The 22,175-nt window shown below is 35.3% G+C and carries 23 protein-coding genes; 2 read left to right on the top strand and 21 right to left on the bottom strand.

Annotated elements, in window-relative coordinates:
- Positions 1 to 56: 56 nt before the first annotated feature.
- From AT726_RS11535 to AT726_RS11490, 10 genes are all read right to left on the bottom strand, one after another.
- Positions 57 to 986, bottom strand: a complete 930-nt coding sequence (locus AT726_RS11535) for an ATP-binding cassette domain-containing protein (RefSeq protein WP_055244523.1) — start codon at positions 984 to 986, stop codon at positions 57 to 59.
- Entirely contained in the window at positions 986 to 2,053 is a 1,068-nt protein-coding gene (locus tag AT726_RS11530) for an ABC transporter ATP-binding protein (RefSeq protein WP_068759629.1), read from the bottom strand. Before AT726_RS11530 ends, AT726_RS11535 begins: the two co-directional genes overlap by 1 nt.
- A 16-nt stretch (positions 2,054 to 2,069) precedes the next feature.
- Positions 2,070 to 2,987 carry an ABC transporter permease gene (locus AT726_RS11525; RefSeq protein WP_068759628.1) on the bottom strand — a complete coding sequence of 306 codons (918 nt, stop codon included), beginning with the start codon at positions 2,985 to 2,987 and terminating at the stop codon, positions 2,070 to 2,072.
- Positions 2,987 to 4,480, bottom strand: a complete 1,494-nt coding sequence (locus AT726_RS11520; protein ID WP_055244517.1) for an ABC transporter permease — start codon at positions 4,478 to 4,480, stop codon at positions 2,987 to 2,989. The genes AT726_RS11525 and AT726_RS11520 overlap by 1 nt, the downstream gene beginning before the upstream one ends.
- Before the next feature lie 77 nt (positions 4,481 to 4,557).
- Complete coding sequence (locus AT726_RS11515) at positions 4,558 to 6,588, bottom strand: peptide ABC transporter substrate-binding protein (protein WP_068759627.1); 2,031 nt, start codon at positions 6,586 to 6,588, stop codon at positions 4,558 to 4,560.
- Positions 6,589 to 7,663: 1,075 nt separating this feature from the next.
- Positions 7,664 to 7,867: a hypothetical protein gene (locus AT726_RS11510; protein ID WP_055244513.1), complete on the bottom strand. Its 204-nt coding sequence runs from the start codon at positions 7,865 to 7,867 to the stop codon at positions 7,664 to 7,666.
- Between the two features lie 73 nt (positions 7,868 to 7,940).
- The gene (locus AT726_RS13340) at positions 7,941 to 8,408 is read right to left on the bottom strand and encodes a hypothetical protein (protein WP_055275430.1); all 468 of its coding nucleotides are present in this window, start codon (positions 8,406 to 8,408) and stop codon (positions 7,941 to 7,943) included.
- Between the two features lie 95 nt (positions 8,409 to 8,503).
- Complete coding sequence (gene murI / locus AT726_RS11500; protein ID WP_055275429.1) at positions 8,504 to 9,280, bottom strand: glutamate racemase; 777 nt, start codon at positions 9,278 to 9,280, stop codon at positions 8,504 to 8,506.
- Between the two features lie 175 nt (positions 9,281 to 9,455).
- Positions 9,456 to 9,731, bottom strand: a complete 276-nt coding sequence (locus tag AT726_RS11495; protein WP_237297114.1) for a hypothetical protein — start codon at positions 9,729 to 9,731, stop codon at positions 9,456 to 9,458.
- 13 nt (positions 9,732 to 9,744) lie between these two features.
- Entirely contained in the window at positions 9,745 to 10,401 is a 657-nt protein-coding gene (locus AT726_RS11490; protein WP_055244505.1) for an FMN-dependent NADH-azoreductase, read from the bottom strand.
- A 132-nt stretch (positions 10,402 to 10,533) separates the two neighbouring features.
- Between AT726_RS11490 and AT726_RS11485 the strand changes: the two genes are divergently transcribed.
- Positions 10,534 to 11,175, top strand: coding sequence for a phosphatase PAP2 family protein (locus tag AT726_RS11485; protein ID WP_068759626.1), 642 nt, complete (start codon positions 10,534 to 10,536; stop codon positions 11,173 to 11,175).
- Positions 11,176 to 11,277: 102 nt separating this feature from the next.
- Here AT726_RS11485 and AT726_RS11480 read toward each other — a convergent pair whose 3' ends face one another.
- The 10 genes from AT726_RS11480 to queD form a co-directional block, all read right to left on the bottom strand.
- Positions 11,278 to 11,739: a GNAT family N-acetyltransferase gene (locus AT726_RS11480; RefSeq protein ID WP_055244500.1), complete on the bottom strand. Its 462-nt coding sequence runs from the start codon at positions 11,737 to 11,739 to the stop codon at positions 11,278 to 11,280.
- 26 nt (positions 11,740 to 11,765) lie between these two features.
- Entirely contained in the window at positions 11,766 to 12,176 is a 411-nt protein-coding gene (locus AT726_RS11475) for a methylglyoxal synthase (RefSeq protein WP_411039961.1), read from the bottom strand.
- 267 nt (positions 12,177 to 12,443) lie between these two features.
- Positions 12,444 to 13,940: a glycoside hydrolase family 32 protein gene (locus AT726_RS11470; protein ID WP_068759625.1), complete on the bottom strand. Its 1,497-nt coding sequence runs from the start codon at positions 13,938 to 13,940 to the stop codon at positions 12,444 to 12,446.
- A gap of 187 nt (positions 13,941 to 14,127) precedes the next feature.
- A complete protein-coding gene (locus AT726_RS11465) occupies positions 14,128 to 14,622 on the bottom strand; it encodes a GNAT family N-acetyltransferase (protein ID WP_237252409.1) in 495 nt (164 codons plus the stop codon).
- Between the two features lie 71 nt (positions 14,623 to 14,693).
- The gene (locus AT726_RS11460) at positions 14,694 to 16,193 is read right to left on the bottom strand and encodes a carboxypeptidase M32 (RefSeq protein ID WP_068759624.1); all 1,500 of its coding nucleotides are present in this window, start codon (positions 16,191 to 16,193) and stop codon (positions 14,694 to 14,696) included.
- A 72-nt stretch (positions 16,194 to 16,265) separates the two neighbouring features.
- On the bottom strand, positions 16,266 to 16,763 hold the full coding sequence (queF, locus tag AT726_RS11455) for a preQ(1) synthase (protein WP_068759623.1): 498 nt from the start codon (positions 16,761 to 16,763) through the stop codon (positions 16,266 to 16,268).
- Position 16,764: 1 nt separating this feature from the next.
- On the bottom strand, positions 16,765 to 17,424 hold the full coding sequence (gene queC, locus AT726_RS11450; RefSeq protein ID WP_055275419.1) for a 7-cyano-7-deazaguanine synthase QueC: 660 nt from the start codon (positions 17,422 to 17,424) through the stop codon (positions 16,765 to 16,767).
- Between the two features lie 12 nt (positions 17,425 to 17,436).
- A complete protein-coding gene (gene folE / locus AT726_RS11445; protein WP_055275417.1) occupies positions 17,437 to 18,033 on the bottom strand; it encodes a GTP cyclohydrolase I in 597 nt (198 codons plus the stop codon).
- Position 18,034: 1 nt separating this feature from the next.
- The gene (gene queE, locus AT726_RS11440) at positions 18,035 to 18,703 is read right to left on the bottom strand and encodes a putative 7-carboxy-7-deazaguanine synthase QueE (protein WP_068759622.1); all 669 of its coding nucleotides are present in this window, start codon (positions 18,701 to 18,703) and stop codon (positions 18,035 to 18,037) included.
- Positions 18,703 to 19,134 (bottom strand): 6-carboxytetrahydropterin synthase QueD, encoded by a 432-nt coding sequence (queD, locus tag AT726_RS11435; protein ID WP_055244484.1) that lies wholly within the window; start codon positions 19,132 to 19,134, stop codon positions 18,703 to 18,705. Before queD ends, queE begins: the two co-directional genes overlap by 1 nt.
- A gap of 1,061 nt (positions 19,135 to 20,195) precedes the next feature.
- On the opposite strand from queD, the gene AT726_RS11430 reads away from it, so the two are divergent.
- Entirely contained in the window at positions 20,196 to 21,140 is a 945-nt protein-coding gene (locus AT726_RS11430; protein WP_055305798.1) for an IS30 family transposase, read from the top strand.
- Between the two features lie 210 nt (positions 21,141 to 21,350).
- On the opposite strand, the gene AT726_RS11425 is transcribed toward AT726_RS11430, so the two are convergent.
- Positions 21,351 to 22,127, bottom strand: a complete 777-nt coding sequence (locus AT726_RS11425) for an endonuclease/exonuclease/phosphatase family protein (RefSeq protein WP_068759621.1) — start codon at positions 22,125 to 22,127, stop codon at positions 21,351 to 21,353.
- Positions 22,128 to 22,175: the final 48 nt, after the last annotated feature.

Genomic DNA, 22,175 nt, shown 5'->3' with positions numbered 1-22,175 from the left:
TCTAGCATGATCTATTTAAGACAAAAAAACGACTCAATGAGTCGTTTTTTTTGAATTTATTTAACTTTAGCCGCTTTTCGGTACGCCTTTGCTTCAGCTTCATTTGCCCAAACAAAGTGACCAGCTGTAATTTCTGTCCATTTTGGTTTATCTACACTATAATCGTGTTCTTCACCTGTATAAACAATCAATTTTTTATTTTTCTCAAGACGTGGATCCGGAATTGGAATAGCAGATAATAAAGATTTAGTATATGGATGGAATGGATTTAAAAATAATTCCTCTGCCTCTGCTAATTCCACAATACGTCCTTTATGAATAACCGCAATACGATCTGAAATAAAGCGAACGACTGATAAATCATGAGCAATGAATAGGTAAGTAAGCCCACGTTCAGCTTGCAATTTTTTTAGTAAGTTTAACACTTGGGCACGAATTGAAACATCCAGTGCCGAAATCGGCTCATCTGCAATGATAAATTCTGGCTCCATGACCATGGCACGGGCCATCCCAATTCGTTGACGTTGTCCACCTGAAAATTCATGAGGATAACGTGTGACGTGCTCTGGTAATAATCCAACTGACGTTAAGGCATTAACCACTTTTTGTTTACGATCTGCCTCATCTTTATATAAATTGAAATTAATTAATCCTTCAGAAACGATATAATCAATCGTTGCACGTTCATTTAATGAAGCAGCAGGATCTTGAAAAACCATTTGGATATTTTTAACGATATATTTATTCATATCGCGTGTAATTTTTCCATTAATTTTTTTACCCTTAAATAAAATATCACCTTTAGATGTTTCATTAATACGGATAATGGCACGTCCAATTGTCGTTTTTCCCGATCCTGATTCTCCGACGAGTGAAAACGTTTCTCCTTTATAAATATCAAAATTCACATCTGAAACAGCTACGAAATCTTTAAATTTAATTTCAAGATCACGAACTGAGACTAACACTTCACGCTCTTGTGCCATTAGTTCGCACCTCCTTGTACTGACCCATAAATTGAAACAAGTTTTTCATGTAAATTTTGAAGAGGTTCTGGCATCTCTATTTTTGGAGCACGCGGATCACGTAGCCAAGTTTTTGCAAAATGAGTCGGTGAAATCTCAAAAAATGGGGGTTCTTCTTCAAAATCAATGCGCATCGCATATTGATTACGAGGGGCAAAGGCATCTCCGATAATCTCATTGTATAAAGATGGCGGTGTTCCATCAATTGAAAATAACTCACTCCCTTTTTTCCCTAACTGAGGAAGTGATGAAAGAAGGGCCCAAGTATAAGGGTGAGCGGGTTCATAGAAAATTTCTTCTACTTCACCATACTCAACAATTTGCCCAGAATACATCACCACGACACGATCGGCAACATTTGCTACCACCCCTAAGTCATGCGTGATATAGATGGTTGTAAATCCATACTCTTTTTGTAAATCTTTAATTAACTGTAAAATTTGTGCTTGAATGGTGACATCAAGCGCCGTCGTTGGTTCATCACAAATTAAAATTTTCGGACGACAAGCTAAAGCAATGGCGATGACAATCCGTTGGCGCATCCCTCCTGAATATTGATGTGGATAATCTCCAAAACGCTTCTCAGGATCGTTTATTCCAACACGTTTCATTAAATCAATGGCTTGTGCTTTCGCTTCTTTTTTAGATACTTTTTGATGCTTAATAATAACCTCAGCAATTTGTGATCCAATCGTACGAACTGGGTTTAATGACGTCATCGGATCTTGAAAAACTGTTGCAATCTTTGCTCCACGAATCCCTTCCCATTCTTTATTTTTCGTCTTTTTACTTAAGTCTTCACCCTCAAACAGGATTTCTCCTCCACTGATGATTCCATTTGACTCTAGCATTCCGGTAAATGATTTAATGAGAACTGATTTCCCTGATCCTGATTCACCGACAATCGCTAACGTTTCTCCTTGATATAAATCTAATGAAATTCGACGAATCGCATTTAAATAATGATTACGTACTCTAAATTTTATTTCTAAATCCCTGACTGTTAAGACAGCTTCTTTTGTACTCATACTATCACTCCCTTTCCTACATATGAGTTCTTGGATCTGATGCATCTGCTAATGCTTGACCAATCACATATAACGAAACCGTTACAATGGCTAATGTTAAAACTGGAGCCCAGAATAAATGAGGATATCCATTAAAATAATTTGAATATTGATTGATCATACGTCCTAGTGATGGAATTGAAACGTTTAACCCAATTCCTAAGAATGATAAAGTCACTTCTGTTGAAATGGCAGCTGGAATTTCAAGTGAAACACTGGTCATCACGACTGAAAGTAAATAAGGTAAAATATTTCGAGTGACTAAGCGAAGCGTTGGTGTTCCTAAGCACTTTGAAGCTAAGTTATATTCACGATCGCGAATAATCATTACTTGTGTTCGAATAAAATAGGCAGTTCCCAGCCATCCCGTTAAACACATCGCTAAAACTAATTGCCAAAATCCACGTCCAAATGCATAAAGTAATACGGTAACAATTAAAATATAAGGCACACTGGAAATGATGTTATAAATTTCAAGCATGACTTTATCGATTGCTTTTGAGAACCCCCAAATCGCTCCAACTAAGACACCAATAAAGGTATTCACCCCTGTGACAATAAATCCAACTAGTAAAGATGTTCTTGTTCCAGCCCAAACGACGTCCCAAACTGAACTTCCGACCCCATCCGTTCCATAAGGATACTGGAATGATATTCCTAAAAATCGCATTTCGGGATTATTAATATTCGGTGAAATCATTGGATCATAACCCGATAAAGCTGGTTGAATAAGAGCAATCAAACTCAATAAAACAATTACAATTAATAAAAATACAGTTAATTTTTTTCCAAAAAACTGCCTTGAAACTGAGCGCCAATAAGAATATGAAGGCGCTGCAATATGTTCAGATGCACTCGCATCATGGGTAACAAATTCAAATCTTGAATCACTCATTATCGGCTTCCTCCTTTTTCATCTAGACTAATACGTGGATCAACTAATGTTAATAACCAGTCACCTAGGAAAGTTGATAAGATACTTAATGAAGTAAAGATAAACGTTAATCCAATGACCATTGAGTTATTATAAATCGAGATAGAATCAGGTAAGATTTTCCCCATCCCCGGAATACTGTAGACACCTTCTGTAATTAACGCTCCTGAAATACACAAAATAACCGCAGCTGGAAGTCCATGAGCAATTGGACCAATGGCATTTCTAAAGATATGTTTATAGAAAATTTCATTTTCAGATAATCCTTTAGCACGAGCAAATTTCACATAATCCATCGTACTTTGATCAATCATATAGCGACGCATCCACATCATACGACCGGCTACTGACCCTAACGTTAATGAAATAATTGGTAAAATATACGATTTTGGATGACTTGCTCCCAGCATAGGAAACATTGATGGTAACCCAAAATATTTTCCTCCAATAAATCGAACTAAGACAATATAAGCAAGCCCTGGAATAGCATTCATGAATACAATATACCATTGACCAAGCTTATCGACCCATTTACCTTTATGATTCGCCATTTGAATTCCAAGTGGTAAACCGATGACATAAGTTAAAAGTAATGAAATAATTCCCATCGTAAATGAAATTTGCATCATAGATGGATCACTTTTTAATGTTTCACAATCTGCATAGTGATCGGTAAAGTTTTTCTGATCCATATTATCTAAGGTTTCCTTATACTTACAGGTGTAAAAATTTGTTGAAGATTCTTTAACCTGACCATTTGGCATCATGACCTCTTTTTTGACTTTTTCTCCTTGTGAACTTGTCACAACCTCCAATACGCCTTGTCCACTATAGGTTGGATACGAAGTCCCTAAGTTAATACTAATCCAGTTTTGATGAATAAATGGAAAGTTCCCATCAAAATAAACGAGATATTTATTTTCACATCCTGTACACATTAAGGCAGGACGCCCATTAAAGTCTTGGCCAACATAAACTTTACGTTCTAATTCTGTATTCTCTGTTTGAACCTTTCCTGGATAGTCAATTTCAATTAAATTTGCCCACCAATTTAATGCCCGTCTTAAGATCGGAACTTCTTCGACTGCATACGCTTGTTTTGAGACTTCAAAGAAGTCAACGTCCCAACCTTCTTTTTCTTTCAACGCAACATAATCTGCTGTTTCAGACGATTCAGGTAAGATACAGTTTGAATATTGTTCATTAGCTGATCCATATAATTGTTTACAGTAATCTTGAATCGTATCATAATTTAAGTACCCAAGTTTTTCCCATTGAACATATTTATAGTTAGCATAATCGTCTGGTCTTTTTTGAATCTTTTCAATATTTGTATCCGAAAAGAACACACGATCACGAGGGATAACTGAGTAAATTAAAGTAAAAACAATCGTTAAAACCATGAAAATTGAGAATAACGATCTTAGAAATCTTTTAAACATATAACGCTTCATTGGCTGTCCCCCCTTATTTTTATATACAAAAAGATTAGGGTTTCACCCCAATCTTTTTGTATACTTTTAAACTTGTATTATTTTTTCAACTCTTCTTGCCACTCTGCAATGATTTCATCACGTTGTGCTTTTGTTACAACTTCATCGGCCACTTGTTTATATTTGTATTTATCATCTGATAAACCATAAGCCCCATATAAACCACTACGTGGAACTAATTTTGACACACTGTATCCTCCACCATTTGAACAATATGGGATGAAGATGGCATTATCTAATAAGAATGCTTCTGCTTTGGCATATAATTCAAAGCGTTTATCGTTATCATCTACCACAGCATCTGCTGCATCTTTTAAGGCTTGGAATTCATATAAGCCAATGGCTTCTTTCGCTGCTGCATCGTTACCTACTTCTGATCCCGTCCAGTTTAATCCTTGATAGGCTAACATGTCTCCACTATCTGGATCGAAGACATCAACATAAGTTTTTGGATCCCCGTAGTCTGGTCCCCATCCACGACCAATATACATATCCCAGTTCATTTGTTCGGCTTGTTTAGCGGCATTTAATGTATCTGTATCTGAAACAATGATATTCACCGCAACAAAGTCAGCTAAATTGGTCTCTAATGTATTCTTAAAGGCTTGAGCCACACGAACTGTTTTTTCACCTGCTCCATCAACTGAAATATCTAATTGAATTGGGAACTCTACGCCTTCTGCGCTTAATTCTTCTTTTGCTTGATCCGCATATTGTTTAGCTAAGTCTAAGTTATAATAAGCTAATTGTCCATCTGATAAGTCAAATCCTTCTGGATATTCTTCTGGATTCATTTCTGTTAAAGCCGCTGATACTAACTCTTCATATGGTACCCCTTCGCTTGTTAAAACGAATCCTGGTTGAGTTAATGTATTACGTAAGCGTCCAAGTTTTAAATCATCTCCAACGACTTGCGCAGTTAAATTAGAAACATCTAATCCGTACATAACCGCTTTACGGAAGGCACGATTTAATTTTGCTGCTGTAGTATCTTGACGCTGTTTATCAGTTTGTGGTGAAGCATCGACTGTTTCATCTGCCACTGATGAATAAGCATTACGGTCAAAGTTCCATGAAATCCAGAATGATGATGAACTTAAATCTGAAACATAAATTGAATCTCCATATTTATCTTTAGCCGTTTTATAAATCGCTGCATTATCTGTATAAACAGGAGCAGCTGAATAATCCCCATTATCAAATCCTGTGAATAAGCTATCTGGATCTTTTCCATCATAATAAACTAACTTAACTTTTGGAATATAAACATGTTCTGCATCCCAATAATCTGGATTAGCTGTATACTCAATCACTGATTTAGATACATAGTTTGATAAGATATAAGCACCGTTATAAAGAATTCCGTCCGCTGCAACTTCTCCGAATGAACAGTTACCTGGATCCGGTGCACCTAATTTACATCCCTCACCTTTACTTTCTAAAAATTCTTGATTGACTGGCATTAAAACTGAATAAGTTGTAATGGTATGGAAATATGGGGTTGGGGCTTCAAGTGTATACTCTAATGTATAATCATCTAACGCTTTAATTCCAACTTCTTCCCATTCCACTTCGCCATTCACATAAGCATCTAAGTTTTTAATTGCATATTGGACTAAGTACATGGTTTGTGATTGAAATTCTGTTGCGTGACGTAATCCAGTCACAAAGTCATGTGCTGTTACATCAGCATATTCTTCACCTTCATCTGTCACCCATTTTACACCTTCACGAATCTTGAAAGTAAAAACAGTTGCATCTTCATTGACTTCATAACTTTCTGCAATCGCTCCAACTAATTGTCCATAACGATCATGTTCTAAAAGCCCGTCAACAAAGTTAGCTGTGTGCTCATTATCAGCAACTTGGAATGAATATACATAGTCAAACGTATCTGGATCTTCACTATAGACATAGTTATAATCATTTCGATAAACTTCTGTTTCTTTTGGTGTTTCATTTGGTGTTCCACTGTTTTCTGGTGTGTCAGCTGGCGTCTCACTGTCATTACTACATCCCCCAACAGCAAGTAAACATGCTCCAGCTAACCATAAATGTTTCTTATTCATTTCTGGTCCCTCCTTCAATCTCATCACTATTTTTTGTGATGTTATTGTGTATTATATTTCCAATATTTGTAAAAGTAAATAGTCTTTAGTGATAAAATCGCTTTCAAGTGTAAAAAATATGGTTATTTAATGACTATTTAATGTTTTTAATGTGTCTAATTCATGTTCTTTCTATTAAATCATCTTATTTCTTATAAATTAATTATTTCTTTTTTATTATTTTATACTATACATAAGCTCAATTTTTCTCTGATTTTGGAGCGCACACTAATAAATTTGATTTTTTAATCTTTTGTTATGAAACGGTTAAAAATGATTCAATTGTCAGTTGTCAACATAAGGGAGATTCCCCCTTTTTCAAATCTCATTCCAAAACTGAAAGACATACTGAGTAGTGTTATTGCTGCTCACTGTCTAAATTAAGTTTCATTCTCAGTACAAACTAATCACGATCCAATTTTATTTGCTAAAATTACTTATCATTCAACTCTTACTACCTCTCGTTCTGCTTATGCCACCATCTCATCAGAACGTATTCAATTTTGAACTTAATAATCCATCAACCCATATAGTCACTATAAGGGATTCCTTTTGATTCTGTGTAATGTTTAACTGAAGTTGAATACGGAATGAATAACGCCTTATCGTTTAGATAGGGCTTATTCTTTGCCTATAACTTGAACTATTTATCATCGTTATCTACTGCAACCCAACGTCTTTTCATGATTGAGAATCATATCATCCGATGACGCTTTGACAACTGTCTCATCTCACTTCAGAACAATGCCAGTTCACCCCTCACTATCGAAATATACCTACGTTCTCTGCATCGAATCCCTCGACCTATATTTTTCAATCGCCAACTTGAATCCATCACTCAATCACGTTTCATTTGATTAGCTGTTTTAGAGATAGATAAGATTGTTCACTCAGAGACCATTAAATTGACGTTAACAGATCTTTCTCTAAAATAGCTTAATAATTTTAAGCCATTTTTAAATCTGATCATTCTTCCTTTTATCAAGATAAAAAAATCATAAAGAAACAGTCGTTCTTTATGATTTTCTATTTAAGCTTATTTATTGTCTTTGTTATTCATTAACATTTCTTCACCGACTTCAACCAAGCGTTTTGTAATCATCCCTCCTGCTTTTGCTGATAGAAAGGCACGTTGGGCTTCTTGATCCAAATAATGGTCTAATGGGGCAAAGTCAGAACCAAACTCAACATCTAGTTGCTGATGTTTATAAGGAGAAGCTTGATGACTGTAGTGTTTCATGCATAATCACCTCCGACATACTTAGTATGTGCAAAGAAAAAAAACTCATGTTAAAAATTCATTTTAACATGAGTTAATCACTGTCATTCATTGCTTTTAAGTTTTTTATTTCCTCTTCTAATTGTTCCATTCTAAGCATGAGCTTTTCAATGGTTTCTTGTAACTTTATGATATGTAACTTATCGTCTGTTGAGCGCATGTCGGTGTGTGAATCATCGGCTCCACGTGATGATTTCGGTAAAATCTCCTCTTGCTCTGGCGCTTGACCTGAACTACTGACAGTTGATCCACTTTGTGAACCTTGTTCATTATTTTGACAAAATGGATTATCCACATTAAAACTATCAGGTGTAAAATAACGACCCGGCCCTTGTTGATAATATTGTTGTTGCGCATTATAAGTTTCAATTGCCTGCCCAACAAGTTGTAGCCAGTTGCCAACAGCATTTTGTACGTTAAACGGTAATTCATTTGCAATGACGTTTCCAAGCAATTCACCCACGACGATAAACAACTCAGGATTTACGTTTTGAAAGTCCATGTTATCACCACATTTTTTATAAAATAATCTGACAACTCAAGACAATTTTATGATAGGGTTTAACGACATATGACTGTTGATTAAAATTCTGACAATTAAATTGCCTTTAATTGTTTTAAGATTTTTGTGAAAGGTTCAATCTCTTGACTTGACTCAAGTTTCTTACTTGAGCGGTAAAAGGTCAGTGAAGCATTGAAACAAGGCTCTACCTTTTGTGCTAAGATTAATTTTTCTAAGTGAGAAACCGTCCCGCTACTTCCGTCAATTAATCGAACCTCACTAGAGAAGATTTTTTCAAAATGATGAGAAAATAATGGGAAATGTGTACATCCTAGAACAACTGCTCCATAAGCACTAATATCAAAAGATTGTAAACATTGTTTCAAATAAGGAAGAATCGCTTCATCCGAAAATTCATACGACTCTGCAAAACGAACAAGATCGGGTAATGGCAATAAATCTGTTTGATGGTGTTTATCTAGTCGCTGAATTAACTGTTTTAATTTTTCTTCTTTTAATGTGAGGGGCGTCGCAGTGACCAACACACGCTTTGTACTGTTTTCTACAGATTCAATGGCGGGTTTTACAGCAGGTTCCATTCCAATAATCGGAATAGAATATTTTTGACGTAACTCGGATACAGCAATACTTGTTGCCGTATTACAAGCAATTACAATGATTTGGCATCCCTCATTTACTAAAAATTCGATCGCCTTAAAGACATACTCACGAACTTCTTCCTTTGGCTTTGGTCCATAAGGCGCATGCTGTGTATCCGCATAATATAAGTATTCATGATTGGGAAGTCGTTTTAACGCCTCGCTTAGAACCGTTAGTCCCCCAATTCCTGAATCAAAAAATCCTATTTTCATGTTAACCTCCAAAACTTTTATATTTTAAAAATTTCTATATAAAAATTTCATACGTATGAGCATTATATCATGAAAGTTCTATTTTTGACTACCTTCCCTAGATAAACAGGCTACCTCCATGAGATAGCCTGTTTATTTATTTATTTATATAACCTTAAAAAGTTTTTCCAGCCCTCTAAGAGTTCTTCACGGCTACCAAAGTGATTTTTGTGATTCCAGGAACCGCATTATCATTTTCATAAACAAAATCTACATCATAACCGCCACCGTCTGGAAACGTAATAATCCCATATAAGTGTACTCTTTCTTGTAACTGTTTAACGAGTGTGATAGCTGCACGCTCGTGACCTTCACGATCTTCAAAGTACTCCTCATCAATTTTTATAGCATCATAATAAGGGTGGAAACTCTCTTCAAAATGTTCAACTTCATCTCTTACACAAAATTGCATTCAAATACCTCCTTTATTCTTTTTCGAATTCTAGATGTTTCACAACTGCCTTAATTTTCTTTTTCGCTTTTTCAATTGCTTTTTCTTTTTCTTCCGGTGTCTCACCTGTTCCATCAACTAATAATTCTTCAAATTTCTTAATTCCCATGAATTTCATCATATCTTCAATGTAATGTAGGCCTTTATTAAATAATGGATTCATCATCCACATGATATTAGCACCTGAGGATTGAACATAAACAACTGTTCTTGGTTTATCATCGAGTAATCCCTTTGGCATCATTCCCTCAAAAGAGATTGTTTTACCCACTTGAATAATACAATCCATATATTCTTTTAAAGGAGCGGGAAAAGACAAGCTCCACATTGGAGTGGCAATAACAACGACATCAGCCTCTTTAAATTGATCACATAGCTTTACAATTTTATGAACTTCTTCTTGCTCTTTTGGAGGTAATTTCTCTAAAGCTTCTTTTTCAACCATGCAATTACGTGAGGCAAAATATTGATACTCAAGTCTCGGAATATGGACTTTATATAAATCTAACTCCTCAACTTCAAATTCAGGATAGGTTGAGGTAATCTCATTGACTAACGCACGTCCAACAGTTCGACTTGCCGATAATGTCTCTGGCTTGGAATTGACTGTGATATATAATAACTTTTTCATGTTGCCACCTCGATTTTAATCAATTGCTATATTAGTATAGACATCCTGCATTCAATTATGTAATAAATCCATTGGAGTGAATTCGATAGTTTTTGTTATACTAAAACTATATCATAACTAAGGAGCGTCATTATGAAACGTCAATTGAATCCTATGATTCCTTTTCTAATCGCCGTTATTTCAAGCGGCTGCTTTTTTATCCTGGCAGACTATATTTTCACATCAGATTTAACAAACTTCCAGCAGTCTGTCTTTAACTTTATTAGCCGTCTTCGTAACCCACATTTAAATACCCTCATGATCATACTAACAAAGACCGCTAATCCATTTCCCATTAGTGTATTAACCTTAATATTGACGTTTATTCTCGTCTTCAAACATCAAAAAAAAGAAGCTCTATTTAGCTTCTTACTCATCCTTTTAACCGCAGGAACAAATACCCTTTTAAAACACCTGTATCTTCGTCAGCGCCCAATCGTTGGTTCATTAATTCATGAAACAGGTTTCAGTTTTCCAAGTGGTCATTCAATGATTAGTTTAGCACTAGCCCTGTTACTTAGCTATCTCTCTTTTCATTTTTTATCTCGTAAGCTCATTGCTTACTTATTGAGTGCCTTCTTGTTAGCTTATACCTTTTTAATCGGATTTAGCCGTGTTTACATTAACGTTCATTATGTAGGAGATGTATTAGGCGGTTGGCTTGCCTCTATAGTAGTTTTTTCTATTCTCCTTTGTTTATTTAATCTATTTTCTCGTACAAAAAGACCATTATGATGAACATGAAAAAAGAAACGATTTAAATCATAGTTTCTTTTTATTTTTGAACATAAGATCTTTACCTAAAGTAACCGGTTACCGTTAACTTCAAAAAAATAATTAACGTTGTTCAGTTAATTTTTTGTAATAAATCTTATTTGTTTTTTCATTTAAGTCGCTCTCTAATTCTCGCCATCCATGACGGCGATAATAATCGGTTTTCCCTGTTGTAAGATAAACTTTAGGATACCCTAGTAATTGGGCACGATGAATGACATGATTCATTAATAACTGCCCATAATTACGCCCTCGATAAACTTCATCGATATATAATGATGTAATCCAAGGATATCGATCAGCCTTTTTTAAGACATCATTTTTAATTAATCCGCAGCATCCAATAATTTTTTCATCATTGACTAGCACATAAAAATCATTTAAAGAGTCACCTGCTAGTGATAAATGGCAGATTTCATCATAAAACTGGGACACTTGATTTTGATGATTCCAAACATTTTGAATATATTGAATAGCTTTCTCTGTCCCGATAGGACTTTGTTTAATATTTACGACCTGTAACATGTTTTCCCCCCTATCAAACACATTTGTTACGAATGTTTTTTTCTTAATTTTCGCCAATCTAAATCGCCATTATCGAGTGCTCTTACAAAAATTTCTGCTGATGCTAAATTTGTTGCAATCGGTACATAATGAACATCACATAAACGAATTAAAGCTTGAATATCCGTCTCATGCGGTTGTGGTGTTAATGGATCACGTAAGAAAATGACAAGATCAATATCTTCTGTAACAATCATCGCTCCGATTTGTTGATCTCCACCTAATGGTCCAGATGCTAATTTATGGACACTTAAAGCTGTCCCTTCTTCAATTCGTTTTCCAGTTGTTCCTGTTGTATACAACCCATAGTTTCTTAAGATATGTTGATATGCATAACAAAAATTCACCATTTGATCTTTCATTTTATCGTGTGCGATTAATGCGACATTTAGTTCCAAGTTCTTCACCCTCATTTCACATGGTTTCCTTAGGCGTACACCTATATTACCATTTTTGATTTTGTAATTCCAACTTTTTCAAACTAAACATTTCTACGTTTTTTGACAGACTAAAAAAAGACATGACAACTAACGTTAAAGTTTAGTTATCAAAATCTGATTTTTTCATGATAAATCTTCATCTCTCTATCTCCGAACCTAGCACTTCGACTAAAGCTAAGGGGGAAGTACTTTAGTCGATTTTACTAAGTTAATAAAATAGATTATTTACACGTTTAATTCCCACTTATGAACCGTCATTTCTACTGTTCGATCTGCAATAAATTCAATCCCTTCTGCACATAAGTCCGAATAAACCGTTGAAGTCATCGTATGTGCACCTTCTTGAGCAAATAACTCAACTGAATACGTATCTATTAATAAACGAAGTGATAACTTACCGTCTACTAATGGAACTGGCATTTCACGATAGTTTAATCCATCAATACCACTTCTACTTTGACGACGATCAAAACTTAAGACATGACGATCCACGTCATACACGATATTTGTTTCTTGATCTTCACCTTTCATGACTTTAATTTCAAAATATTTTGCCTCTTTGAAGTCAATGACCATTTCCAGATCTAAATGACGTCCCTTTACTCCTGCTAATGTTTTACTTCCTTCAAATATGACTGACTCATGACCAATATGACCACTACGATATTTCTCAATTTCACGAACTGGCCATTGATACATGACATCGCCTTTAATGCTTAATTCACGGGGAATCGTCATTGACGTCACCCATCCGTATTTATCGGTTGGCATATTTTGATGCCATGATTGCATCCAAGCAATCATAATCCGACGCCCATCTAAGCTCTCTGTTGTTTGTGGAGCATAAAAGTCTAATCCATAATCGATTTCTTCCATCACACGACGCTCAAAATGAGCCGTTTCATAGTTTAACTCTCCTAAACAGTAAACCGTTGTATTCGTATTTTTATGGCGAAATTCTTCAACAGGAACCCCTTGTGGTGACATGATTAACACATCTTGTCCATCTAAGTGGAATAAATCTGGACATTCCCACATATAGCCAAATTCATGATTACTTTCCCCTACTATTCCAACATATGTCCAATGGACTAAATCTACTGATTTATAAAGTAACACACGTGCACTGTTCTCATCACTCTTACTTCCTAAAACACAATAGTAGACTCCATCTTTAACCCATAATTTTGGATCACGGAAGTCAGTTAAACTTGAATGCTCCGGCATTTCTTCGGTCTTAATGACTGGATTATTCACATACTTATGATAATTAACCCCATCCCCAACAGCTAAGCACTGAACTTGACGGACCCAAGATTCATCCTCAGGATTTGGATTAGTATGTCCTGTATACATTAAAACGTGTTTTCCATCCACTTCTAAGGCACTTCCAGAGAAGCATCCACCTGTTTCATACTCTTGATCAGGCGCCATCGCAACTGGTAAGTACTCCCACTTAATGAAATCACGACTTTTTACATGGCCCCAATGCATCGGTCCCCATTTGACATCATATGGGAAGTATTGATAAAACAAATGATACTCGCCTTGATACACTGAGAAACCATTTGGATCATTCATCCATCCTACTTCGGGCATATGATGAAACTGATTGCGCTCCTTTAATGATAAAATCTCATCTTTTTTAGATTCTACATAGTCACGAGCTTGCTGTAACTTTTCACTTGTTCCCTGTAATAACTGTTCCTTTTCAATGAACATTTTATCCACACTCCTTTTTCTTACTCCCCAAAAACGTCCACTTCCTCTGAAAAGTCCTTCTTTTAATAAAAGCGTTTTAGGTACCCTTTTATCTTATAAGATTTTTAATATTTTATCAACTTTTTTATTAAAATTTTAGTTAATTTTTTACTATTTAATTACCAAAAAAAGTCGTCTATTGGACGACTCAATCCTCATAACTCATCACTTTAAATTTAATATTTTGACTATTAAACTCCCCAATTTCTTTAAACCCTACCTTTTGATAAGTCTTGAGGGCACGTTGATTAAAATCGGCCACAGTTAACCTCAACTTTTTAGCCTTAAAATGATTTTTAGCGTAAGCCATTCCTACTTGAACAAAACTTGCCCCATGTCCCTTTCCACATAATAAAGGATTCATACCAAGCCCTATATCTAAATACTCATGATCACGATAAAAACCTTCCATCTTTCCAGCTGACACTTGAGCCGATTGGCCAAAACAGAAAAAGCCAATCAGCTGTTCTTTCTGATTAAGTACTGAATAATACTCATCATATAATAACTCTTCTAAACATTCTTCACAACCTTCAAGATTATACCAATCATACGGGGGAGAATACTGCCAAAATAATATTTTAAAGGCATCTAATTCACTCATCTTTCTAATTTTTAACTTCATATCCTCACTCCAATCCATCAAAAAAACTCCAGTGATAAAATAAATCCTCACTGGAGTATATGATACATTGCCCGCTTCAATTAATTAAATTAGAAATGATAAATTCTTGAATATTTTTCATTTAAATAATCTAGGAAATATTGTGGATTCAATGGTTCCCCTGTCACACGTTCGACTAACTCAGCTGGCGTATAGAGATTTCCTTGTTCATGAACATTCGTTTTCAACCAGTTAAAGATTTCTGTTAAATCCCCCGCTTCAATCTGCTCAGTGACATTTGGAATATCTTTTTTCATTTGATGATAAAATTGAGCACCATATAAATTCCCTAAAGCGTAACTCGGGAAGTACCCAATTAAAGCTTCCGACCAATGAACATCCTGCATTAACCCTTCTGAATCATTCGGCGGTGTGATTCCTAAATACTCTTCGTATTTTTGATTCCAAAGTGCTGGTAACTCATCTACACTTACTGCACCACTAACCATGAGCTTCTCGATTTCGTAACGAATAATCACATGTAACGAATACGTCACTTCATCCGCTTCTGTACGGACTAGCGATGGTGTCACTTTATTAATGATTCGGTAAAAGTCTTCTAACGAAATCTCTTGATACTCAGGGAAGATTTTTTGTAACTTTGGATAAAACGCACGCCAAAATGAAAGGCTACGGCCGATTATATTTTCATAGAATCGAGACTGCGATTCATGAATCCCCATCGATGGTGCTTCATCTATTCCATACTCCGCTAACTGATGGGGCATATTTTGATCATAAATCGCGTGTCCCCCTTCATGAACTGAACTAAAAATCGCACTTTCGATACTTTCTTCATAATAATGTGTCGTAATACGAACATCCTTGGGTCCTAAGGATGTGGTAAACGGATGTTCCGTCTCATCCACACGTCCTGATTCTTTATAATCATACCCCATCGCATCTAAAAGCATCAGGGATAACTGCTCCTGACGACCTTTATCAAATTCCCCTTCTGGATGATGAGGTTCACCTTGCTTCGCTTTCATGATTTTATCTAACAACGCTACTAATCCATCTCGAAGTGGTGGGAAGATACGATCTAACTCTTCGACCGTCATTCCTTTTTCAAAATCATCTAAGAAAGCATTATAAATATGCCCTTCATACCCTACACATTCAGCTTGTTTTATCGCTAGATCAATCACCTGTTTTAAGTACGGTTTAAAAATCTCATAATTTTGTTGTTCTTTTGCTTTTTTCCAATATTGACTTCCTTTTGACGTCGCAATTGTTAGTTCACGCTGTAAAGATTCAGGGATTTTTTTATTTTTTTCATAAGAATCTTTAAAATTTTCCACTAGTTTCGTCTCATGTTGAGTGAGACTTATTTCACTACTAAGCGCCTCTAAAGCCTCTCCAATACGAGAATCCGTTGCTAATTGATGATATTGTGTCGATAAATATCCCATCACTTCACTTCGATAATCAATCGCCTGGCTAGGTGCCATAACTTCCATATCCCATGATACGATGCTTAACGTTGAACCTAGATAATTCATCGTTTTTAATTGTTCTTTTAAAAAACTTAATGCTTCTTCTTTATTCACGACATACTCCTCCTTTTTTTAGGCTTCTACGTGATAGTTTACCACATTTTAGGAGTATCAAACTAGGTTTGACTAACGATTATCTACCTTTTCTGGATATAAATCATGATTCATTAAGCGATAGTTTGCCATTTCTTCGTATTTCGTTCCTGGGCGACCGTAGTTACAATACGGATCGATACTGATTCCCCCACGTGGAGTGAATTTCCCCCAAACTTCAATATATTTTGGATCCATTAACTTTACTAAATCTTTCATGATAATATTCATGCAATCCTCATGAAAATCACCATGATTACGGAAACTAAATAAATATAACTTTAATGACTTACTTTCTACCATTTTCTCTCCTGGAATATACGAGATATAGATGGTTGCAAAGTCAGGCTGTCCGGTAATTGGACAAAGACTTGTGAATTCCGGACAATTAAACTTCACAAAATAATCGTTATTTGGATGTTTATTCTCAAACACCTCTAAAATAGTTGGATCATACGAATATTGATAAGTTGTTCCTTGATTCCCTAGTAACGTAATGTCTTTTAACTCTTCTTTTGTTCGTCCTGCCATGTTATTTTCCCTCTCCTTTTCGTGCTAAATACGTCTCAAGTCCTCGTTGTCTAAGTTCACAAGCTGGACATGTTCCACACCCATTTCCTTTAATTCCACGATAGCATGTTAAAGTATGCTCACGAACATACTCAAACTTCCCAAGCTGATCAGCTAGCTCCCACGTCTGTGCTTTATCTAACCACATCAACGGTGTATGAATGACAAAATCATAATCCATACTCAAATTAAGCGTCACATTCAATGATTTAATAAACATATCTCGACAATCTGGATAACCAGAAAAATCTGTTTCACAAACGCCTGTGATGATATGTTTTGCGCCTTTAACTTTAGCTAAAACTCCCGCAAAGCTTAAAAATAACAAATTTCGCCCTTCAACAAACGTCGAAGGCAACCCGCCATTTTCTCCTGTCTTAATGTCAATATCTTGACGTGTCAACGCATTCGGCGCTAATTGGTTTAATAATGACATATCTAATAGATGATGTTCAATTTCGAACTCTTCACAAATTCGTTTAGCGCAATCTAACTCCGCCAGGTGACGTTGATTATAATCGAAGGTAACAGCAATCACTTCTTCAAATTGCTTCATCGCCCAAAATAAACACGTTGTCGAATCTTGCCCTCCACTAAAGACCACGACCGCTTTTTGATTCATTTCTCTCACTCCCTATTTCATTAACATTAATAATTCTTGCCTTAAATCTGAATCATGATTGATTCGTTCGCCTCGGTAAGTCACCGTTGTCGTTAACGTTCCTGGCTTTTTAATTCCTCTTGACGTCATACAACTATGCTCACCATGAATCATAACAATGATGGCGTCACTTTCTGTTATTTTTTCAACAATCTCGGCAATTTCCTCACCAATACGTTCTTGAAGTTGTAAGCGTCGTCCGACCATATCAGCAATACGTGCGATCTTACTTAATCCAATCATTTTTTCTTTCGGTAAATAAGCGACACTAACTTTCATGTTGTACATTAACGCTAGGTGATGTTCGCAGTAACTAAAAATTGGAATATCACGAACGATCACACAGCGATTAGATGATTGCTCAACCATGTCCTCTTCATCAAAGGTCGTTCCAAATAACTGCGCAATTTCATCGTTACTCAACGTCATTCCGGCAAATACTTCTTCATACATTTTAGCCACACGCTTCGGAGTGTCTCTCAATCCTTCACGGTCAGGATCATCCCCTAAGGCGATTAAAATTTCTCTAATGCAACTCGAAATTTTTTCAATATCAATCTGACGTTTCATCTTAAACTCCTCTCATTTCTTTTGGCCAAATATATTTATGAAGTTGCAATTGCAAACGAACGTCATTTAATTGATGCTCTTTCATAAATTCAACGATTTTTGATGGTTCAATGAACTCAGTGACGGGACTCAAATAGACGCGACATTTTTTTGTTAAATGATAACTTTTAATAATCGATAAGGCCATATGTAAATCTTCATAACCTGCAACGACAAACTTATAAACATCTTGCTGATCAACGACATTTAAATTTTGATGACACATTTGCGCACTCATCTTACTAGTAGGACATTTATAATCCAAAATAAAATGAATATTAGAATTTTTATACCTTTCCTTTAAACCCGTAATATCGATTGATCCATTACTTTCAACATGGATACTCAGCGCCTCATCCTCAGCTAGTGCATCCAATAACAATTCGATATTTGGCTGAATGAGTGGCTCACCACCGGTCAAAGTCACATTTTTAGTTCCTGCTTTTTTAATCAACTCATAGATTTCTTTCGTACTCATCTTAGTGATACAAGCTGTCCCATCCCACGAATAGGTTGTATCACACCATATACATTTTAAATTGCAACTTGAAAAACGAATAAACGTGGCTAACTCTCCTGATGTGGGCCCTTCCCCATCAATCGAGACAAACGTTTCAATGACATTAAACATTAATCTTCCTCCGTATAAATACAACTATTCGTTGGCGTTTCAAATAACTCAACCTCTGTTACTCGTACCCCTCGTTTTTTAATCTCGTTAAAAATATGACGCGACATTTCTTCAGCTGTTGGTCGATAAGGAACAAATAAAATCTCAAACACTTTCCCTGATTCATTTAATTTTTCCACCACTCGCTTTCCTTCTTCATTTTCCTCAATGACTAATTTATGATCAAATAAATCATGAACTTCTTTTAACACAGCTTTTACTTCCGAAAAATCATCTACCATTCCGCGTAATTGACCGCTTTCATGTAAAGTTTGGCTAGACACTTTAACAACTAATCGATAACGGTGACCGTGGATATTCTTACATTTCCCAACATATCCACTTAAATAATGGGCCATATCAAATTGAATTTCACTTTTGAGTGTAAACATAACATTCTCCCCTTAATTTAAAAAAAGCTTCTTTTTGTATGAAAAACTAGACATACAAAAAGAAGCTTTTATTTCTATGATAGCAATAAAAAAGGGCGCACAAAGGCGCCCATAGTTTCTTATCTATACGAGCCTAGTTTTGTTTAAAGACAGGATGGTCTGAATGAACTGTCTATTTAAATTAACAACCTATTTATACCATTAATATTAATTTTTTACAAGTAATAATTCGAGTTTTTCTTCATTTCAAAATACCGTGACATAAAAAAAGGAGGTTCTTTCGAACCTCAAAACAGGGGATGATTTATAAATATTGGGATGAAAAGAGAGAATATTACGAAGTTTTTGGGGGAACTTCGTAAATATAAATTAGGGTAGTGTCTTGTTCTTCAAGACATTTACCATTATGCCACATAACTCCCACTATTTTGTGTTCTTTTTGTGTTAAATGTCGGATTTTGATATTTTTTTGTTCTGCTTATCTTTTTTAAAAATAAAAAAAGGAGGTTCTTTCGAACCTCAAAACAGGGGATGATTTATAAATATTGGGATGAAAAGAGAGAATATTACGAAGTTTTTGGGGGAACTTCGTAAATATAAATTAGGGTAGTGTCTTGTTCTTCAAGACATTTATCATTATGCCACATAACTCCCACTATTTTGTGTTCTTTTTGTGTTAAATGTCAGATTTTGATATTTTTTTGTTCTGCTTATCTTTTTTAAAAATAAAAAAAGGAGGTTCTTTCGAACCTCAAAACAGGGGATGATTTATAAATATTGGGATGAAAAGAGAGAATATTACGAAGTTTTTGGGGAACTTCGTAAATATAAATTAGGGTAGTGTCTTGTTCTTCAAGACATTTATCATTATGCCACATAACTCCCACTATTTTGTGTTCTTTTTGTGTTAAATGTCAGATTTTGATATTTTTTTGTTCTGCTTATCTTTTTTAAAAGACAGATTGTAATATTAAGTGCGACACATAAAAAAAAGCTCATAAATAGGATCTTTGTTATAGAATGAAGTTACCACACCAAATTCTTAACAAGGAGATCTATTTATGAGTTATAACCATCTTAACACATTTGAGCGTACACGTATAGAAGTTCTTTCAAAAATGGGCTATTCAACGAGACAAATTGCTCAGCAATTAAATCGCCATCATTCAACGATTGCTCGTGAACTGAAACGAAATACTCAAAAGACATATCAGGCTGAGTTAGCAGACGAATTAGCTGAGCAACGTCGCTTAGTTTGTCATCGTTCAGAGAAGAAATCAGAACAATTGATACAAACGATTCAAAAATATTTAGAGCTAACTTGGTCACCCGAACAAATTTCTAATACAGTTTTAAAGGGTGTGATTTCATTTAAAACCATTTATCGTTGGCTTTATGATGGAACGATTTTGTTAGGAGATTTAAGTTGTTTAAGACAAAAAGGAAAGCGCCGAAAACCACGAGAAACACGTGGACGATTTAACATTGGAACCTCGATTCATCAACGTCCTAAAGAAGTCAAAAAACGTGAAACGTTTGGACACTGGGAATTAGATACGGTTGTTTCAAGTCGTGGGAAGAGTAAAGGTTGTTTAGCGACTTTTGTTGAACGTCAAACACGTTTTTACGTCGCCGTGAAAATAGAAAATCGCTCAGCAACAGAAATGTACCGAGCGATTAGCGACTTATATGAACTCTTTCCTAAAGACACCTTTAAAACCTATACCGTTGATCGAGGAAAAGAGTTTGCTTGTTATTCCAAAGTAGAAGCTGACTTAAAGGTTCCTGTTTACTTTGCAGATGCCTATTCGTCTTGGCAAAGAGGAAGTAATGAAAATGCCAATGGTCTTCTTCGAGAGTTTTTCCCGAAGAAGACTGACTTAGCACGAGTCAGTGATGAAGAGATTAATGAGGCACTCTACCTCATTAATCATCGACCACGAAAATGTTTAGGTTGGAAAACTTCATTCGAACTATTTTATGAGAAACTGTCGCATTTGTATTGACAATTCGTCAAAAATAAAAAAAGGAGGTTCTTTCGAACCTCAAAACAGGGGATGATTTATAAATATTGGGATGAAAAGAGAGAATATTACGAAGTTTTTGGGGAACTTCGTAAATATAAATTAGGGTAGTGTCTTGTTCTTCAAGACATTTATTATAATGTCACACTTTAATTATGGTATCTTTTTTTGTTTTTATCATTAGTTTCTCTGCTAAATTAAACAAACATCTGCCAATAATGGATAATGATCAGATGGGAATCTCCCATTCACATTATCTTTCACAATTTGTGTTCTCAAGACTTCATATTCAGGTGAGACAAAAATGTAATCTAAATGCATGCCGTGATGACGGTCTTTAAAGCCTCCCATGGTTGCTTGCTGATAAATCGATCGATCAATCTCTTGTACCGCAATCAGCTGTTGAGTATTTAACTCACCTTCAAAAAAGCCTTTAATTAATCGATGATTAGGATTCGCATTAAAATCCCCCATTAAAATGACGGGAAGTTTTTCAAACTCTTGTTGCTTTTCGATATATCTCATAATTTTTTTCAGTCCATATCCTCGTGCAGGGGATAGATAACAATCCAGATGAGTATTATAAACGCGAACAATCATTCCCTCCTCTAATTGAATCTTTGCGGTTGTACAAATACGAGGAAAAATAGAATACCAAATGGAACTTCCTATTTTTTTAGGCTGATTCGATAACCAAAACGTCTCTTGATCTAAAATTTTATGACGTTTGGAAACTAATATATTATTATGTTCAACAAAGAATTTTTTACTTCTTGCTTGTCCAACAATTTGATAATCATGTAATTTATTTTCTAAATCGGCATGCATTTTTAATGTCACTTCTTGTAATCCAATAATATCACGTGCATATTTATCTAAAATATCGTATACAATTTCCTTTCGACTATTCCAGCGATTTTTCCCATCAAAAATCGAATCTGAACGAAGGTTAAACGTCATAACTCTCATCTTACACTCACTCCTCTTTAAATCATAAAAATTACTAAATCCCCCCTA

This window comes from Turicibacter sp. H121, from assembly GCF_001543345.1.
GTDB lineage: Bacteria > Bacillota_I > Bacilli_A > MOL361 > Turicibacteraceae > Turicibacter > Turicibacter bilis.
The sequence above is the reverse complement of the archived record's forward strand: the minus strand, read 5'-3'. Positions and strand labels throughout refer to the sequence as shown.

Excerpts from the sequence above, each read along its gene's own strand:
- AT726_RS11535 (WP_055244523.1), bottom strand. The coding sequence starts at position 986 with ATGGCACAAGAGCGTGAAGTGTTAGTCTCAGTTCGTGATCTTGAAATT.
- AT726_RS11530 (WP_068759629.1), bottom strand. The coding sequence starts at position 2,053 with ATGAGTACAAAAGAAGCTGTCTTAACAGTCAGGGATTTAGAAATAAAA.
- AT726_RS11525 (WP_068759628.1), bottom strand. The coding sequence starts at position 2,987 with ATGAGTGATTCAAGATTTGAATTTGTTACCCATGATGCGAGTGCATCT.
- AT726_RS11520 (WP_055244517.1), bottom strand. The coding sequence starts at position 4,480 with ATGAAGCGTTATATGTTTAAAAGATTTCTAAGATCGTTATTCTCAATT.
- AT726_RS11515 (WP_068759627.1), bottom strand. The coding sequence starts at position 6,588 with ATGAATAAGAAACATTTATGGTTAGCTGGAGCATGTTTACTTGCTGTT.
- AT726_RS11510 (WP_055244513.1), bottom strand. The coding sequence starts at position 7,867 with ATGAAACACTACAGTCATCAAGCTTCTCCTTATAAACATCAGCAACTA.
- AT726_RS13340 (WP_055275430.1), bottom strand. The coding sequence starts at position 8,408 with ATGGACTTTCAAAACGTAAATCCTGAGTTGTTTATCGTCGTGGGTGAA.
- murI (WP_055275429.1), bottom strand. The coding sequence starts at position 9,280 with ATGAAAATAGGATTTTTTGATTCAGGAATTGGGGGACTAACGGTTCTA.
- AT726_RS11495 (WP_237297114.1), bottom strand. The coding sequence starts at position 9,731 with ATGCAATTTTGTGTAAGAGATGAAGTTGAACATTTTGAAGAGAGTTTC.
- AT726_RS11490 (WP_055244505.1), bottom strand. The coding sequence starts at position 10,401 with ATGAAAAAGTTATTATATATCACAGTCAATTCCAAGCCAGAGACATTA.
- AT726_RS11485 (WP_068759626.1), top strand. The coding sequence starts at position 10,534 with ATGAAACGTCAATTGAATCCTATGATTCCTTTTCTAATCGCCGTTATT.
- AT726_RS11480 (WP_055244500.1), bottom strand. The coding sequence starts at position 11,739 with ATGTTACAGGTCGTAAATATTAAACAAAGTCCTATCGGGACAGAGAAA.
- AT726_RS11470 (WP_068759625.1), bottom strand. The coding sequence starts at position 13,940 with ATGTTCATTGAAAAGGAACAGTTATTACAGGGAACAAGTGAAAAGTTA.
- AT726_RS11465 (WP_237252409.1), bottom strand. The coding sequence starts at position 14,622 with ATGGATTGGAGTGAGGATATGAAGTTAAAAATTAGAAAGATGAGTGAA.
- queF (WP_068759623.1), bottom strand. The coding sequence starts at position 16,763 with ATGGCAGGACGAACAAAAGAAGAGTTAAAAGACATTACGTTACTAGGG.
- queC (WP_055275419.1), bottom strand. The coding sequence starts at position 17,424 with ATGAATCAAAAAGCGGTCGTGGTCTTTAGTGGAGGGCAAGATTCGACA.
- folE (WP_055275417.1), bottom strand. The coding sequence starts at position 18,033 with ATGAAACGTCAGATTGATATTGAAAAAATTTCGAGTTGCATTAGAGAA.
- queE (WP_068759622.1), bottom strand. The coding sequence starts at position 18,703 with ATGTTTAATGTCATTGAAACGTTTGTCTCGATTGATGGGGAAGGGCCC.
- queD (WP_055244484.1), bottom strand. The coding sequence starts at position 19,134 with ATGTTTACACTCAAAAGTGAAATTCAATTTGATATGGCCCATTATTTA.
- AT726_RS11430 (WP_055305798.1), top strand. The coding sequence starts at position 20,196 with ATGAGTTATAACCATCTTAACACATTTGAGCGTACACGTATAGAAGTT.
- AT726_RS11425 (WP_068759621.1), bottom strand. The coding sequence starts at position 22,127 with ATGAGAGTTATGACGTTTAACCTTCGTTCAGATTCGATTTTTGATGGG.